Annotated in this window: 12 protein-coding genes; 5 read left to right on the top strand and 7 right to left on the bottom strand. The window is 60.7% G+C overall.

The window, feature by feature from the left end:
* Positions 1–22: 22 nt before the first annotated feature.
* Positions 23–1,171: an FOX family cephalosporin-hydrolyzing class C beta-lactamase gene (gene blaFOX, locus BN1115_RS16215; protein WP_042657961.1), complete on the bottom strand. Its 1,149-nt coding sequence runs from the start codon at positions 1,169–1,171 to the stop codon at positions 23–25.
* 199 nt (positions 1,172–1,370) lie between these two features.
* Between blaFOX and BN1115_RS16210 the strand changes: the two genes are divergently transcribed.
* Genes BN1115_RS16210 through BN1115_RS16200 form a run of 3 tightly spaced genes read left to right on the top strand, consistent with a single transcriptional unit; the run spans position 1,371 to position 5,288 of the window.
* A complete protein-coding gene (locus BN1115_RS16210; RefSeq protein WP_050070523.1) occupies positions 1,371–2,291 on the top strand; it encodes an AAA family ATPase in 921 nt (306 codons plus the stop codon).
* The gene (locus BN1115_RS16205) at positions 2,291–3,286 is read left to right on the top strand and encodes a DUF58 domain-containing protein (RefSeq protein ID WP_042657959.1); all 996 of its coding nucleotides are present in this window, start codon (positions 2,291–2,293) and stop codon (positions 3,284–3,286) included. Before BN1115_RS16210 ends, BN1115_RS16205 begins: the two co-directional genes overlap by 1 nt.
* Entirely contained in the window at positions 3,273–5,288 is a 2,016-nt protein-coding gene (locus BN1115_RS16200; RefSeq protein WP_042657958.1) for a transglutaminase TgpA family protein, read from the top strand. The genes BN1115_RS16205 and BN1115_RS16200 overlap by 14 nt, the downstream gene beginning before the upstream one ends.
* Positions 5,289–5,352: 64 nt before the next feature.
* Here BN1115_RS16200 and BN1115_RS16195 read toward each other — a convergent pair whose 3' ends face one another.
* Entirely contained in the window at positions 5,353–6,783 is a 1,431-nt protein-coding gene (locus BN1115_RS16195) for an alanine/glycine:cation symporter family protein (protein ID WP_042058457.1), read from the bottom strand.
* A gap of 701 nt (positions 6,784–7,484) precedes the next feature.
* On the opposite strand from BN1115_RS16195, the gene tal reads away from it, so the two are divergent.
* Positions 7,485–8,435 (top strand): transaldolase, encoded by a 951-nt coding sequence (gene tal / locus BN1115_RS16190; protein WP_042657957.1) that lies wholly within the window; start codon positions 7,485–7,487, stop codon positions 8,433–8,435.
* A 159-nt stretch (positions 8,436–8,594) separates the two neighbouring features.
* Positions 8,595–8,777 carry a DUF3545 family protein gene (locus tag BN1115_RS16185; protein ID WP_005338547.1) on the top strand — a complete coding sequence of 61 codons (183 nt, stop codon included), beginning with the start codon at positions 8,595–8,597 and terminating at the stop codon, positions 8,775–8,777.
* Positions 8,778–9,111: 334 nt separating this feature from the next.
* Here the strand turns inward: BN1115_RS16185 and accA are convergent, their stop codons facing one another.
* From accA to lpxA, 5 genes are all read right to left on the bottom strand, one after another.
* Entirely contained in the window at positions 9,112–10,062 is a 951-nt protein-coding gene (gene accA / locus BN1115_RS16180; protein ID WP_042657956.1) for an acetyl-CoA carboxylase carboxyl transferase subunit alpha, read from the bottom strand.
* Between the two features lie 15 nt (positions 10,063–10,077).
* Positions 10,078–13,557 (bottom strand): DNA polymerase III subunit alpha, encoded by a 3,480-nt coding sequence (gene dnaE / locus BN1115_RS16175; RefSeq protein ID WP_042657955.1) that lies wholly within the window; start codon positions 13,555–13,557, stop codon positions 10,078–10,080.
* Between the two features lie 38 nt (positions 13,558–13,595).
* Entirely contained in the window at positions 13,596–14,186 is a 591-nt protein-coding gene (gene rnhB, locus BN1115_RS16170; RefSeq protein ID WP_033136106.1) for a ribonuclease HII, read from the bottom strand.
* Between the two features lie 119 nt (positions 14,187–14,305).
* Complete coding sequence (lpxB, locus tag BN1115_RS16165; protein ID WP_042657954.1) at positions 14,306–15,445, bottom strand: lipid-A-disaccharide synthase; 1,140 nt, start codon at positions 15,443–15,445, stop codon at positions 14,306–14,308.
* Positions 15,438–16,229 carry an acyl-ACP--UDP-N-acetylglucosamine O-acyltransferase gene (gene lpxA, locus BN1115_RS16160; RefSeq protein WP_082034881.1) on the bottom strand — a complete coding sequence of 264 codons (792 nt, stop codon included), beginning with the start codon at positions 16,227–16,229 and terminating at the stop codon, positions 15,438–15,440. Before lpxA ends, lpxB begins: the two co-directional genes overlap by 8 nt.
* Positions 16,230–16,231 lie beyond the last annotated feature (2 nt).

Genomic DNA, 16,231 nt, shown 5'->3' with positions numbered 1-16,231 from the left:
TGGACGCCTTGAGCTCGACCGATCACTCGGCCAACTGACTCAGGATGGCGTGAGCCGCCTTCACCCTGGCCTCGATGGGATAGTTGCGATTGGCCAGCATGACGATGGCGATCCCTCTGGCGGGCACGAACGCCACATAGGCGCCAAAGCCGCCGGTCGAGCCCGTCTTGTTATAGAGCCGCTGCTCGCCCATCGCTTTGGGCACCGCAAAGCGCGTAACCGGATTGGCCTGGAAGCTCACCGCCGGGGAGTTGCCCGCCAGCAACGCCTGCTCGGTCACCGGATAGGCGTAGCTCTCCCAGCCCAGTCCCTGGGTCATTTCCCCCACCGAGTAGAAACCGGTGTGGGTCAGCGCGATCGCGCTTTTTACCGCGGCATCTCCCTGATACCCCATGTTTGCCTCGACAAACTTCAGCAGATCCGCCGAGCCGGTCTTGATCCCGTAAGCCTCGGCCGCCAGTACGCCCGGAGTGACCCGGATGGGCTTATCTTCCTTCGAGTAGCCGTAGGCATAGTTCGCCATGGCCGACTCCGGCACCTGGATATAGGTGTGGTGCAAACCAAGCTTGGGCAGCAGGGTCTGGCTCATCAGTTTCTCAAATGGCTGGCCCAGACTATTTGCGGCCAGGTGACCAAACAGGCCTATGCTGGGGTTGGAATACTGGCGATGGGTCCTCGCCGGATAAACCGGTGACCAGCTCCGATAGTAAGTGCGCATCTTGTCATTCGAATCCACCTTATCGGGGAACTGCAGCGGCAAACCACCCGCACTGTAGGTGGCAAGCTCGGCCATGGTCACACCATCGAAAGCGGAACCTTTGAGCCAAGGGGCGTGCTGGCTCACCTTGTCATCCAGCTCAAAGCCCCCCTTGACTGCGGCATAGGCACCGAGGGTCGCGGTCAGGGTCTTGCTGACCGAGCCAATCTCGAACAGCGTCTGCTCGCTGACGCGCTGGCCACTCTCGCGGTTGGCAACCCCATAGTTGAAATAGTGGGCCTTGCCATCTTTCAGCACGGCGACCGCCATCCCCGGGATCCGATACTCCTTGAGCATCGGCTGGATAATGCCGTCCACAGCGGCGGTCAGCGGAGCCCCCCCGCTGGCATAAGTACAAGGGGCTAGCAGCAGGCTACCCAGCGTCAGTAGCGCGAGCGCACGTCGTTGTTGCATATGGCTATTCTCGTGGTGAATGAAATTGGCATTAGCATAAACAAGATGTATGTGCCCACGATGGGCCTCTGTGAAGTCTCGGTGAAGTCACAGGAACATGGCCGAGGCTACATCGCTTATGGCTCGATGAGCCCTCCCTCTGCTCGCTGGCGTATAAGCTGTAGGGGCCAAAGAGCCAGAGAGAGAAATGGAGGTGCAAGTGAGATCACAAGAGCACATCACGGCGGTGCTGGCGGCACTGGAGCGAGTCATTCTGGGCAAGCCGCTACAGCTGAAAATCGCGTTGGTGACGCTGCTGGCGCGCGGTCATCTGCTGATCGAGGATCTGCCCGGCATGGGCAAGACTACCCTGGCCCACGCGCTGGCGCAGGTGCTGGGGCTTGCATGCCGGCGGATGCAGTTCACCGCCGATCTGCTGCCCGCCGACCTGCTTGGGCTGCAGATCTTTGACCCCCAGCAGCAAACATTTCGCTTTCACCCCGGCCCCATCTTCACCCAGGTGCTGCTGGCTGACGAGATCAACCGCGCCAGCCCCAAGGTGCAGAGCGCCCTGCTGGAGGCGATGGCCGAAGGCAAGGTGAGCATTGAGGGGCACACCCATCCCCTCCCCGATCCGTTTTTCGTCATCGCCACCCAGAATCCGGCGGATCAGGCGGGTACCTATCCGCTGCCGGAGTCCCAGCTCGACCGCTTCGCCGTGCGACTCTCTTTGGGTTTTCCACCGCGAGAGGCGGAGCGCCAGTTGCTGCGCGGCCACCAGCCGAGTGGCCCCTTGTCCGCCATGCTGGATGGCGCCGGACTCGCCGCCCTGCAAGCGGAGGGGGATGCCATCCATGTTTCCGATGCCACCCTCGACTACCTGCTGGCGCTGGTGCACCAGAGCCGCTTTGATGGGGATCTGCCACAGCCCCTCTCCCCCCGGGCGGCCCAGACCTTGTTGGCGGTGAGCCGGGCCTGGGCGCTGGTAGCCGGGCGGCGCTTCGTCACGGTGGAGGATGTGCAGGCGGTCTTCCCCTATGTGGCCGAACATCGGCTGCGGGGCAGCTTCGGCGTGCAGCATGGCGAAGCCTGCCCCCTGAGCCAGCGGTTGCTGGCCAAGGTCGATCCGGACCATCCCTGATGAGCACCTTGTTCACCCGCTGGCGGCAAAGGAGAGAAAACTGGCAACGACGCTGGCTCGATCGACGCATTCCCCCGGCCCGCCAGATCACCCTAGGGACTCACAGCCTCTTTATCCTGCCCACCCGCATGGGGCTGCTCTATCTGCTGGTGCTGCTCGCCATCTATCTGCTCGGCACCAACTACCAGAACAATCTGGTGCTGCTGGTGGCCTACTGTCTCGGCAGTCTGTTTATGGCCGCCATGTGGCTCACCCATCGCAACCTGCTGGGGCTGGAGCTGCTGGGTGGCCCGCTGGTACTGGGGGAAGCAGGTAGCCAGCTTCCTATCCGTATCTTGGTTCAGAGCCGGCGTCCGGTGCTGGCGCTCCGTTTTAGCCTCAACGAAGGGACCCTCTGGCTGAGACAGGCCGACGCTGTGCCCCGCACCTTGATCCTGCCGGTATCGGGCTCGCGCCGTGGGCCATTGCCCCTTGGCCGATTGCGGGTCGAGAGCCGCTACCCCCTCGGCCTGTTTCGCTGCTGGTCCCTGCTGGATCTGCAGCTGGAAGGCTGGCTCGCCCCCAAACCGGCGTTCGGGGCGCTAAGAGGGGAACATGCGACCGAAAGCGAGGGTCATCAGGGCCAGCCGGCTCCGGCCCCCCTCGGTGACTTTGATACCCTGCGGACACACCAAACCGGCGAGCCCCTGAGCCGGGTCGCCTGGAAGCAACTCGCGCAGGGGCGCGGCCTGCTGACCAAGCAGTTCCATGAACCGCTGCAGGATGATACTCACCTCACCTTGCAGCGGGTCGCAGGTGGGGATCTGGAGCAGCGGCTGGCGGTGCTCGCCTGGTGGTGCGCCGATTACGGCAAGCGGGGTATCCCCTTCACCCTGACGCTGGCAAACCAGACGCTGGGGCCTGATAGCGGCGCCGCCTTTGTGCAGCGCTGCCTGCTGGCACTGGCCCGATTCGATGCGACACCACCGAAGAGCACACGGGATGCAGCTCGATAACCGCCGCCTGCTGCCACTCATCGCCCTGCAACAGCTGCTGCTGGTCGCAGCGCTCTGGCCCCAGTTGCAGCTCTGGGTGGTGGCGGTAAGCGCCGCTACCCTCTGCGTCCGGGCCATGATGCTGTGGCGCGGCTGGCCGCCCATTCCGGCGCGCTGGTTAGCACTGCTGGCCATCACTACCTTAGTGTTGCTGGGGCTGCAGTGGCGCACATTGGGCACCCTGCCCGCCCTTATCAATCTGCTCTGGCTAGGCTATAGCCTGAAGATGATCGAGGTGCGGCGCGAACGGGATATCGAGCTGGTGCTGCTGCTCGCCTTCTTTCTGATTGCGCTAGCGCTGGTGCAGCGGCAAAGTATCGGCTGGACGGCCGGGATGGCGGTGGCACTCTGGCTGGCGGTGACCACGCTGGTCGCCGCCATCGCCCCCGAGCAGAAACGGCCTTGGCGCAGCGCGGGTGGCGCCCTGCTGCTGGCGCTTCCCCTGCTTATCACTCTATTTTTGCTGCTGCCAAGGCTCCCACCCCTCTGGCAGATGCCCACCACCAGCCGCGCCCTCTCGGGGCTCTCGGAAGAGCTGGCCCCTAGCGATATCAACGAACTGGTCAACTCATCGGAACTGGCGTTTCGGGTCACCTTTGCCGATGGCCCGCCTCCGGCCCGCGAGCGCTACTTTCCGGTGATGCGGCAGGAGGTGTTCGATGGCCAGCGCTGGCTGCTGAGTCCCGAGGTCAAGGCGTGGCAGCGGACGGTGCCGGTGCAAACCGGGCTCACCCTTCTGGCGTCCTCTTCACAGGCCAACAATCAACGTGCAGATAGTTCGTTACCTGCCGGAAGCTACGAGGTGATTGCCGAGCCCCAGCGCCACCGCTGGGCCTTTGCCCTCAGTGAACCACGCCTGCTGGCGGGTCCGGTGCTGCTCACCCCCATCGACACCCTCTATCGGCAGGGGAGCGGCGAGGTGGCGATCCGCTATCGCATCGGCCGCGGCGAAGCGCAGCCCGAGGATGATCGCCAAGCCGCCCAGCGCAACCTGCAACTGCCAGCCGGGGGCAACCCGAGAGCGCGAGCTCACGGCCAGGCGCTGGCTGCACGCCATCCGGATCGCGCTGCGCTGGTCGCCGCCCTGCTCGCGCAGTTTCGCAGCCAATCCTATTACTACTCTCTGACCCCGCCACAACTTGGCCGTGACGGGGTGGATGAGTTCCTGTTCGATACCAGGCAGGGCTTTTGCGGCCACTACGCCATGGCGACTGCCTTCGTGCTGCGCGCTGCCAGTATTCCGGCACGGCTGGTCACCGGTTATCTCGGCGGCGAGTGGAATCCCAGAGGCAACTATCTGGCGGTACACCAGTTCGATGCTCACGCCTGGGTGGAGTATCTCGATGAAAGGGGAGAGTGGCGGCGAGTAGATCCCACCGCGGCGGTGGCGCCTGAACGCATTGAGGGCGGCGTGAGGGAGGCCCTGAGCGACGAGTTTACCGCCGCCGACCCGCTCGCTTTGCAGCGTTATCGCAACTGGGCCCTGCTCAATCAGCTGCGCTGGTGGGGCAACAATATCGACTACCAGTGGAGTCGCTGGGTGATTGGTTACGATGCGGGCCAGCTCTGGCAGCAAATCGGTCTGCGCTGGCCTGCACTGGCGGTACACACACCTTGGTTGATCCTCGCCAGCCTGATGCTGGTCGCCCTGCTGGTGAGCCTGCCCCTGCTGTTGCCCGCCCGCCTGCCGCCCGAGCGGCGTATCTGGCAGCCCCTGCTCAAACGGGGCAAACGCAGTGGCTACCCACCCCAGCCCGCCGAGAGCATGGGGGCATGGTGCGAGCGGCTGGCACGGCTGCGTCCCGACCTTGCCCATCCCCTGCTAAAGAGTGCGTGGCTCTATCGCCGCTGGCGTTATGCCCCCCTCAACGACCGGCAACAAGGGCGCTGCTGGTGCCAGTTACGACGGCGTATCAGACAGCTCGCCCAGCGCTGGGATCAACAGCCAACGAGTGCGCCATAAAAGAAGGGGGGAGCCACCGGCTCCCCCCTTCAGGTTTTAATCAAGAGGTCTGACTCACCGCTTGTTATTTTTTGGTCGGATTGTCCCAGATCCCCTCTTCCAGCTGGGAGCGGATCTCGGGGTACTTGTTAGCATCGAAGGTGGGCACCTTGCCCAGCCGGAGCTGGTCGTTGTAATCCTTGGCCAGCTTGATGGCGACGCTGGAGAGCAGCAGGATCGCCACCAGGTTGACGATGGCCATCAGCCCCATGGAGACATCCGCCATGGCCCACACAATCGGCAACTCACCCACGGCGCCGAACATCACCATCCCCAGCACGAACACCCGGAACAGCATCAGGCCGCCCTTGTGGTTGTGCTCGAGGAACACCAGATTGGTCTCGGCATAGGAGTAGTTCGCCACGATAGAGGTGAAGGCGAAGAAGAAGATGGCCGCCGCAATGAAGATGTTGCCACCGCTGCCAATCTGGGAGGAGAGCGCCCGCTGGGTCAGCTCGACACCGGTCACGCCGGAACCCGGCTCGAACTGACCGGACATCAGGATGATGGCGGCGGTACAGCTGCAGATGACGATGGTGTCCATAAAGACCCCCAGCATCTGCACATAACCCTGAGAGGCCGGGTGCGGCGGATAGGGAGTGGCAGTGGCCGCAGCGTTGGGCGCAGAGCCCATCCCCGCTTCGTTGGAGAAGAGACCGCGCTTGATACCGTTGATCATCGCCTGGGAGATGGCATAACCGAGCGCACCTGAGCCAGCCTGCTCAATCCCGAAGGCGGACTTGATGATCAGCATGAAGACATGGGGTAGCTCGGTGATGTTCATCGCAACGATCACCAGCGCCAGCAGGATGTAAGCCAGTGCCATGAAGGGCACCACCAGCTCGGCAAAACGGGCGATGCCACGAATGCCGCCGAAGATAATCAGGCCGGAGAGCGCCACCAGCGCCAGCCCGCTGACCCAGTCAGGAATGCCAAATGCTACCTTCATTGCCAGACTGATGGAGTTGGCCTGCACCGCGTTGAACACCAGACCGAAAGCCAGGATCAGACAGAGGGAGAACAGCACCCCCATCCAGCGCATGCCGAGGCCCTTTTCCATGTAGTAGGCAGGGCCACCACGGTAGTTGCCATCCTCATCCTTGACCTTGTAGAGCTGGGCCAGGGTGCTTTCGACGAAAGCGGTCGCCATGCCGATAAAGGCAATCAGCCACATCCAGAAGATGGCGCCGGGGCCACCCAGATAGATGGCGACGGCCACACCGGCCAGGTTGCCGGTGCCGACACGGGCGGCGAGGCTGGTACAGAGAGCCTGAAAAGAGGAGATGCCCGCGTTGTCCGATTTGCGGCTGTTTTTCAGCACGGAAAACATGTGGCCAAAGTGACGGATCTGGATAAAACCCAGTCTGAAGGTGAAGAAGATACCGACCCCGATCAGCAGGTAGATGAGCACGGCTCCCCACATCAGGTCGTTTAGCATCGCAATCAAGGTGTCCATAATTCTCTCGTTGTTATTCACATCCATGGTCAGTCTGCGCTGACCGTTTTCTGTCTGTCGTTTAATTAGCGTTTCGCTAAAGGGGCGGAATCTAGCACAGCGGGAGAGCCCGGAATAGTGATCCCGATCACTCGGGACACAAAAAACGAACGGTAAACGCCCATAAAGCTCCATTTAAATCGCAAACTTTCAACAAACTCAATAATCTAATCAGGCAGGCCACCATTAAGCCCCATAAGAGAACCAGTTTGATATATCCCTGATGAGTTATCCGAAAACGCAAACGCTTGCCTGAAATGGCTTTCAAACGGGGATATTTCGCCAAACGTTTTCTCTGTAATTAAATTTCAAGTACGCAACAGGACAATTTGTGTGATCGACGACACAAATATGGATATTGGCTAAAAAAGTTGAGCCGGAAGCAAACCGGAAAAACCTGCAAAAACAAGATAAAAAACCTTATAAATCATCAGCTTTAGCTCATTGAAACGGAATGAATGGCCAGCCTGAATATTTAACAACCAAGCGCCCCTATTGCAGGATGCACCACATAAGTATTAATTAGGCAGGCAATGACGATGGGCCGCCCCCATCGCGCTTTTCTGAGCCTGAGGCACCAAGATCCTGTAATTTTATTTCAGAACCACCGTCTCAAGCCCGCAACCCAGGGATGATTCCCTCATTAAGAGATGATATTCGCTATGGCCGATAAATTAACCCAGCTGAAAGCCCTGACCACTGTTGTTGCCGACACCGGTGATATCGAAGCCATCAAACGCTATCAGCCCATCGATGCCACCACCAACCCCTCTCTGGTTCTGAAGGCCTCCGAGATCCCCGAGTACGCTCCGCTGATCGAAGACGCCATCAACTGGGCCAAAGCCCAGAGCCAGGACAAGGCACAGCAAATCATCGACGCGGGCGACAAGCTGGCCGTCAACATCGGTCTGGAAGTGCTGAAGATCGTTCCGGGCCGTATCTCCACCGAAGTGGATGCCCGTCTCTCCTTCGATACCGCTGCCAGCATCGCCAAAGCACGCAAGCTGATCCGTCTCTACAACGAAGCGGGTATCAGCAACGACCGCATTCTGATCAAGCTGGCCTCCACCTGGGAAGGCATCCGTGCCGCCGAGGTACTGGAGAAAGAGGGTATCCAGTGCAACCTGACCCTGCTGTTCTCCTTCGCCCAGGCCCGTGCCTGTGCCGAAGCCGGTGCCTTCCTGATCTCCCCGTTCGTGGGTCGCATCCTCGACTGGTACAAGGCCAAGCACAACCGTGACTACACCGCCAGCGAAGATCCGGGCGTAGTGTCCGTCACCGCCATCTATGACTACTACAAGCAGCACGACTACCCGACCGTGGTGATGGGCGCCAGCTTCCGCAACACCGGCGAGATCCTGGAACTGGCTGGTTGCGATCGCCTGACCATTGGCCCGGCCCTGCTGGAAGAGCTGAGCAAGAACGAAGGCGCCGTAGTACGCAAACTGGACTACACCGGTGAGCGCAAAGCCAAACCGACTCCGATGACCGAAGCCGAATTCCGCTGGGAACTGAACCAGGACGCCATGGCCCACGAGAAGCTGGGCGAAGGTATCCGCATGTTCGCCATCGACCAGGGCAAGCTGGAAACCATGCTGGCAAGCCGCCTGTAATCTGTTCTTTTTTCTGAAAAAACCGGGCCCCTACCAAGGGGCCCGGTTTTTTTTCATGGGCTTTTTTAGCTCTGTCATAGAGTCGTCACGAAAACGTTTTAATTTCAGATTCGTTATGTTATACGGGTGGTGAAAACGATAAAAACCAAGGAGGGAGCCATGGAAATGTTCAACTTCGATTATGACGAGGTGGTTGAACTCGGTTCGCGTAGCCGCGGGACAACGGGAAAGAAACGTAAATGGCGTGAGATCGAGGCGTTGAAAGACAAGCACCGCCTGCAGAAGGAGCTGCAATCCATCGATATCGCCTATGAAGGTCTTACAGACGAGATTGAACTGTAATACCGCCAGACATCTGTAAAAGCGCCCCGCACAGCCGGGGCGCTTTTTTATGCCGACATCGGATGATTAAAGCGGCTGGTCATGCCAGCGCGAGCGATGCCACGGGATGCTGCAGACACGAGACAGACCGACGACAGACAACGCGTGCAGCCCTCCTCTTCATGCTCCCTGACCGCCCTCGCCAACGGCATGGCATACCACCCCCTCCCCTCACCCGCGAATGCAGACCTGCGCCGTTTCAGGGCGTGTTGGGGCACTCACCGCAAGACAGGCCATCAGCAATAAAAAGCCCCCGTCGATGACGGGGGCCTGGATGCTCAAGGTCAGGCTGCGTTTAGCAGTAGCCGTAGCCCAGCAGACGCTGGTAGCGCTGTTCCAGCAGTTGCTCGGTCTCGAGCGGACGCAGGGCGTTCAGATCCTGCTGAATGCGGTCTTTCAGACGCTTGGCCATCTTTTCCACGTCGCGGTGGGCGCCGCCGAGCGGCTCCTCGACGATATTGTCGATGAGTTTCAGCTCTTTCAGACGCTGGGCAGTAATGCCCATTGCTTCGGCAGCTACGGAGGCCTTGTCAGCGCTCTTCCACAGGATGGAGGCACACCCTTCCGGCGAGATGACGGAGTAGGTGGAGTACTGCAGCATGTTGACGCGATCCCCCACACCGATGGCCAGCGCACCACCTGAACCGCCCTCACCGATCACGGTGCAGACCACCGGCACGGTCAGACCGGCCATCACTTTCAGGTTGCGGGCAATCGCTTCGGACTGACCACGCTCTTCGGCACCGACGCCGGGGTAGGCGCCCGGGGTGTCGATAAAGGTGATGATCGGCATCTTGAAGCGCTCGGCCATCTCCATCAGACGCAGGGCCTTGCGGTATCCTTCCGGACGCGGCATGCCGAAGTTGCGCTTGATCTTCTCTTTGGTCTCGCGACCCTTCTGGTGACCAATCACCATCACCGGCTCACCATCGAGACGGGCGATGCCGCCGACGATAGCCTTGTCATCGGCATAGGCGCGATCGCCAGCCAACTCGTCGAAATCGGTGAAGATATGCTCGATATAGTCAAAGGTGTAGGGGCGCTGGGGATGACGCGCCATCTGGGATACCTGCCAGGCACCCAGATCACCGAAGATCTTCTTGGTCAGCTCTTCGTTTTTCTTCTCCAGCCGGCGGATCTCGTCTTTCAGATCCACGGCGTGATTGCCTTCACTCACATGTTTGAGTTCATCAATCTGCGCCTGCAACTCGGCAATCGGCTGTTCAAAATCCAGAAAAAGACTCATAGGGCCTTAGAACCTCTAATCAAAAACCAATTCAACCCGCTCTCGTCCAAGCAGGACTCGCAAGTCATCTATCAGTTGATCGGTGGGCGTCACCCGCCACTCGGTGCCGAGCGTCAATCGCACCCGGGAGCCGAGGCGACGATAGTTTACCTGAACCGGACAGACTCCGGCACGGGCGGGCTCCAAAATCTCGCACAAACGCGGGAAAAAGCGATCATCAATCCGCTGTTCATCGAGGGTGATGCGGATTGCTCTGGCAAAACGCTCCCTCGCATCGTTGATATCCAGTAATTCTCGAGCCGACATTTTAAGGCCACCGGAGAAGTCATCAAAGCTGACCTGTCCAGAAACCACCAAAATGCGGTCTTTTTGCATCAATTCTTCATATTTTTCCAGCGCTTCACTGAACAGGGTCACGTCGAGGCGACCGGAACGGTCGTCCAGGGTGAAGATCCCCATCTTGTTGCCACGCTTGGTCACCATGCTGCGAGCCGCAATCACCAACCCCGCCGCCGTGGTCACGGTATCGCGGGAGGTGGGATGCAGATCGCACAGGCGACCCGAGGTATAACGACGCAACTCGCTGCTGTACTGGTTGATCGGGTGACCGGTGAGATAGAGCCCGAGGGTCTCGCGCTCCCCTTCCAGCCACACCTTGTCAGGCCAGTGCGGCACATTGGCAAACGCCTTCTTGACGTCGTCAATCTCTTCGGTGAGCACGCCGAACATGTCGACCTGCCCCACCGCCTGCGCCTTGGCGTGCTGCTCGGCGGCCCGCATCGCCTCCTCCAGCGTCGCCATCAGGGCGGCGCGGTGGGGGCCGAGCCGATCCATGGCACCGGAGAGGATCAGCTTCTCCATCACCCGCTTGTTGAGCTTCTTGATGTCGACCCGGTTGCAGAAGTCGAACAGATCGCGGAACGGACCATCCTGATCCCGAGCGCTGAGGATCGCATCGATGGGGCCTTCACCGACCCCTTTCACCGCCCCGATCCCGTAGACGATATGGCCATCTTCGTTGACCGAGAAGCGATAGCGACCGGTGTTCACATCCGGCGGGATCACCGTCAGCCCCATCCGCTGACACTCGTCTACTAGCGTCACGATCTTGTCGGTGTTGTCCATATCGGCGGTCATGACCGCTGCCATGAACTCGGCCGGGAAGTGGGTCTTGAGCCAGAGAGTCTGGTAGGAGACCAGCGCGTAGGCGGCGGAGTGGGATTTGTTGAAGCCGTAGCCCGCAAACTTCTCCACCAGATCGAAGATCTTCATCGCCAGTTCGCCGTCGACGCCGTTCTTGATGGCGCCCTCCTCGAAACCGGCCCGCTGCTTGGCCATCTCCTCGGGCTTTTTCTTACCCATGGCACGACGCAACATGTCCGCCCCACCCAGCGTATAGCCCGCCAGGGTCTGGGCGATCTGCATCACCTGCTCCTGATAGAGGATGATGCCGTAGGTCGGTTCCAGAATCGGTTGCAGGCTCTCGTGCTGCCACTTCTCGTCCGGATAGGAGATCGCTTCATTACCGTGCTTACGGTCGATGAAGTTATCCACCATGCCTGACTGCAGCGGGCCCGGTCGGAACAGGGCCACCAGTGCGATCATGTCTTCGAAGCAGTCGGGGCGCAGCCGCTTGATGAGATCCTTCATGCCACGGGATTCCAGCTGGAATACCGCGGTAGTCTCGTAGCGCTGCAGCAGGTCGAACGACTTCTTGTCATCGATGGGGATGGCTGCGATGTCGACCGGCGGCTTGCCCTCTTTGGCAAGACGCGGGTTTATCATACCGAGCGCCCAGTCGATGATGGTGAGGGTGCGCAGACCCAGGAAGTCGAACTTCACCAGACCGGCGTATTCCACGTCGTTCTTGTCGAACTGGGTTACCGGGTGATGACCCTCGTCATCGCAGTAGAGCGGCGCAAAGTCGGTGATCTTGGTGGGCGCGATCACCACGCCACCGGCGTGTTTACCAGCGTTGCGCACTACCCCTTCGAGGCGGCGAGCCATGTCGATGAGGTCTTTGACCTCCTCATCCTGCTCGTAGAGCTCGGGCAGCTTGGGCTCGGCCTCGAACGCCTTGGCGAGGGTCATCCCCGGATCCGGCGGGATCAGCTTGGAGATGCGATCGACAAAGCCGTAGGCGTGGCCCAGTACCCGGCCCACGTCCCGCACCACCGCCTTGGCCGCCATGCTGCCGAAGGTGATGATCTGGGACACCGCATCCCGGCCATACATCTCGGAGACGTGCTCGATCACCTCATCGCGTCGATCCATGCAGAAGTCGACGTCGAAGTCGGGCATGGATACCCGCTCGGGGTTCAGGAAGCGTTCGAACAGCAGGTCGAATTCCAGCGGGTCGAGGTCGGTGATCTTGAGGGCATAGGCCACCAGGGAGCCCGCACCCGAGCCCCGGCCCGGGCCAACGGGAATACCGTTGTCCTTGGACCACTGGATAAACTCCATCACGATGAGGAAGTAACCCGGGAAGCCCATCTGGTTGATTACTTTCAGCTCGATGTCGAGACGCTCGTCGTACTCGCCGCGCTTGGCAGCGCGCACCGCAGGATCCGGGAACAGGAACTCGAGTCGCGCCTCCAGACCCTCTTTCGACTTGGCCACCAGAAAATCTTCGGTGGTCATGTCGCCGGTCGGGAAGTTCGGCAGGAAATACTCACCGAGGCGCACCGTCACGTTGCAGCGCTTGGCGATCTCCACCGTGTTTTCCAGCGCTTCGGGGATGTCGGCAAACAGCTCAGCCATCTCCTCCTGACTGCGCAGGTACTGCTGCGGGCTGTAGCGACGGGGGCGGCGCTTGTCCATCAGGGTATAGCCGTCATGTATGGCAACCCGGATCTCGTGAGCGTCGAAATCATCGGCTGAGAGGAACACCACCTCGTTGGTGGCGACCACCGGCAGCTCGAACTCGGTGGCAATGGCTACCGCCATGTGCAGGTAGACCTCTTCGTCGGGTCGACCGGTACGCAACAGTTCGAGGTAGTAAGCATCGGGGAAATGGGTCTGGTAGAAGGCGAGACACTGCTCGGTCATCTGCCGGTTGCCCTTGAGCAGGAACTTGCCCACATCCCCCTCGCGGCCGCCGGAGAGCACGATCACCCCCTTGGCATGCTCGGCGAGCCAGCTCTTGTCGATGACCGGGCGCCCCTGCACGTGACCGCGCTGGTAGCCGCGGGAGATGAGCAGGGTGATGTTCTGGTAGCCGTCGTTGTCCATGGCAAGCAAGGTGAGGCGGAACTGCTCGTCGCCAAGCTCGTCGCTCTGCACCCAGAAGTCGGCACCGACGATGGGTTTGATCCCCTTGCCGTGGGCCGCGCCATAGAAGCGCACCAGACCGCACATGTTCATCTGATCGGTCAGCGCCAGCGCCGGCATGTTGTTGGCCGCTGCCGCCCCGACGATGGGGTTGATCTTCTGCAGGCCATCGACCATGGAGAAGTCGGAGTGGACTCGCAGGTGGATAAAACGGGGGTCAGCCATCGTCATCTCCTCTCGCTGCTCAAACAAAATGGCATGGTCTACTCGATCCCCAGTGCGCGGCGCACCGGTTTGAAACTCTTGCGATATTCGGGCAGCGGGCCACGCTCGGCCAGAATGGCGAGGTGCTCAGCGGTCGGATAACCCTTGTGACGGGCAAAACCATACTCGGGATGGCGGCTGTCCAGCTCGGTCATCTCCGCATCGCGGGTCACCTTGGCCAGGATAGAGGCGGCGCTGATGGCGGCCACCAGGCTGTCGCCCTTGACCACGGCGCGCGCTTCCATCGGCAGAGCCGGGCAGCGGTTGCCATCGATAAAGACCAGCTCGGGGGTGACTTTGAGCCCTGCCACGGCGCGCTGCATCGCCAGCATGGTGGCGTGCAGGATGTTGAGCTCGTCGATCTCCTCCGGAGTGGCGCGACCGATAGCCCAGGCGAGCGCCTTCTCCCTGATCTCGTCAAACAGCGCCAGCCGTTTCTTCTCGGAGAGCTTCTTGGAGTCAGCCAGCCCGACAATGGGGTTGGCGGGATCGAGAATGACCGCAGCGGTGACCACGTCACCCACCAGCGGGCCACGGCCCACTTCGTCCACACCGGCAACCAGCTTGTCGTCAGGAATATCGATCATCATCTTGTAGCCTTGAATCAAAACAGGCCCCGCGGGGCCTGACAGGGGTTCGACTGGCGCGGCATCACCGCTCGAAAACGGATTAACGGGTAGCACGGCGCAATCGACGGTCCGAAATAGCGTTATCTGCCGAGCAGATCAGCCACCGCGTCGGCGGCCTGCGAGTCGGCATTGCAGCGGATCAGCTGGTGCAATTCGGTGAAGGTGTTGACCAGCGCACTGTTGTCGTGCTCGAAGTACTTGCTCACCTCTTCCACCAGATTCTCGGGGGTGCACTCGTGCTGGATCAGCTCCGGCACCAGCATGCGACCGGCGAGCAGGTTGGGCAGCGAGACAAATTCGGTCTTCACCAGTCGCTGGGCCAGCCAATAGCTGAACGGCTTGAGCTTGTAGCCCACCACCATCGGCTTTTTCACCAGCATGGCTTCGAGCGCCGCGGTGCCGGAGGCCAGCATCACCACGTCGGCGGCGATCATCGCCTCACGGCCCTGCCCTTCCAGCAGCACCATGTCGAGATCCGGCGCCAGCTCGGCCTTGATCGCCATAAACTGTTCGCGCCGTTTCTGGTTGACCAGCGGTACGATGAAGCCGAGACCCGGATAGCGCACCGTCAGGTGTTTGCACGCCTCGAGAAACAGGGGGGACATAAAGCCCACTTCTGCGGTGCGGCTGCCCGGCAGTACTGCCAGCCAGCGGCGATTGGCATCAATGCCGAGATTGCGACGCACTGCGGCCTGATCCGGCACCAGCGGAATATCGTCCGCCATGGTGTGACCGACAAAGCGGCAAGGGGCGTCGAAACGGTCGTAGAAAGCTTTCTCGAACGGCAGGAAGGCGAGCACCATGTCGGTGGCGGCCTTGATCTTGTGAATGCGGTTCTGGCGCCAGGCCCACACCGAGGGGCTGACATAGTGAACCGTCTTGATACCGGCGCGGCGCAGTTTCAGCTCCACTCCGATATTGAAATCCGGTGCATCCACGCCGATGAAGATATCGGGCGGATTGGCAATAAAGTGGCGCAGCAGTTCGCGACGGACCTTGAGGATGCGCGGCAGACGGCCAAGCACCTCGGTGATCCCCATGACGGAGAGCTCTTCCATCTCGAACAAGGCCTTGACGCCGAGGGCCTGCATCCGCGGCCCGGCAATCCCTTCGAACTGCGCATCCGGGTAGCGGGCTTGCAGCTCGCGCACCAGACCGGCAGCCAGAATGTCGCCGGAGACCTCTCCGGCGACGATACCGATGCGAACCGGATCAGGCACGGATGATCCCGCGCTCGTTGTCTTTGAGGAAGTCCACATAGAGCTGGACGGCCGGTTCGGCTTGCGCCATCTCGATCAGTACTGGCAGCACCTCTTCGATGGTCTTGCCGGAGCGGAAAATCTCTTTGTAGGCACGCTTGACGGCAGAGATGGCCTCAGGCGTATAACCGCGACGACGCAGACCTTCGGAGTTGACCCCGAACGGCTTGGCGTAGTTACCGGCGGCCATTACGTAGGGAGGCACGTCCTTGTTCAGGGCGGCACAGCCACCGACGAAGGCGTGGGAGCCGACACGGCCGAACTGGTGAATGGCGGAGAGACCACCAAAGATCACGAAGTCACCGATCACCACGTGGCCCGCCAGGGTGGCGTTGTTGGCGAAGATGCAGTTGTCACCGATGATGCAGTCGTGGGCAACGTGGACGTTGACCATGAACAGGTTACCGCTGCCCACCTTGGTCAGGGATTGATCCTGAACGGTGCCACGGTGGAAGGTGCAGTTCTCGCGAATGACGTTGTTGTCGCCAATCTCGAGGAAAGTGCGCTCACCGGCGTACTTCTTGTCCTGGCAATCCTCGCCGATGGAGGTGTGCTGGAAGATCTTGTTGCCACGGCCAATCTTGGTCGGGCCCTTGATCACCACATGGGAACCTACCCAGGTGTTGTCACCGATTTCCACCTCGGCGCCGATGACAGAAAAGGGGCCGATTTCAACCCCTTTACCGATCACGGCAGACTCATGGACGATGGCAGTATCGTGAATGATGGCAGTCTGGTCGATCACGT

Source organism: Aeromonas allosaccharophila (assembly GCF_000819685.1).
In the GTDB taxonomy this organism is placed as follows: domain Bacteria; phylum Pseudomonadota; class Gammaproteobacteria; order Enterobacterales; family Aeromonadaceae; genus Aeromonas; species Aeromonas allosaccharophila.
Note: the sequence above shows the minus strand (reverse complement) of the source record. Positions and strands in the feature narration are given on the sequence as shown.

Bases quoted from the DNA above. Each gene is read 5' to 3' on its own strand.
- blaFOX (WP_042657961.1), bottom strand. From the start codon at position 1,171: ATGCAACAACGACGTGCGCTCGCGCTACTGACGCTGGGTAGCCTGCTG.
- BN1115_RS16205 (WP_042657959.1), top strand. From the start codon at position 2,291: ATGAGCACCTTGTTCACCCGCTGGCGGCAAAGGAGAGAAAACTGGCAA.
- BN1115_RS16200 (WP_042657958.1), top strand. From the start codon at position 3,273: ATGCAGCTCGATAACCGCCGCCTGCTGCCACTCATCGCCCTGCAACAG.
- BN1115_RS16195 (WP_042058457.1), bottom strand. From the start codon at position 6,783: ATGGACACCTTGATTGCGATGCTAAACGACCTGATGTGGGGAGCCGTG.
- tal (WP_042657957.1), top strand. From the start codon at position 7,485: ATGGCCGATAAATTAACCCAGCTGAAAGCCCTGACCACTGTTGTTGCC.
- BN1115_RS16185 (WP_005338547.1), top strand. From the start codon at position 8,595: ATGGAAATGTTCAACTTCGATTATGACGAGGTGGTTGAACTCGGTTCG.
- accA (WP_042657956.1), bottom strand. From the start codon at position 10,062: ATGAGTCTTTTTCTGGATTTTGAACAGCCGATTGCCGAGTTGCAGGCG.
- dnaE (WP_042657955.1), bottom strand. From the start codon at position 13,557: ATGGCTGACCCCCGTTTTATCCACCTGCGAGTCCACTCCGACTTCTCC.
- rnhB (WP_033136106.1), bottom strand. From the start codon at position 14,186: ATGATGATCGATATTCCTGACGACAAGCTGGTTGCCGGTGTGGACGAA.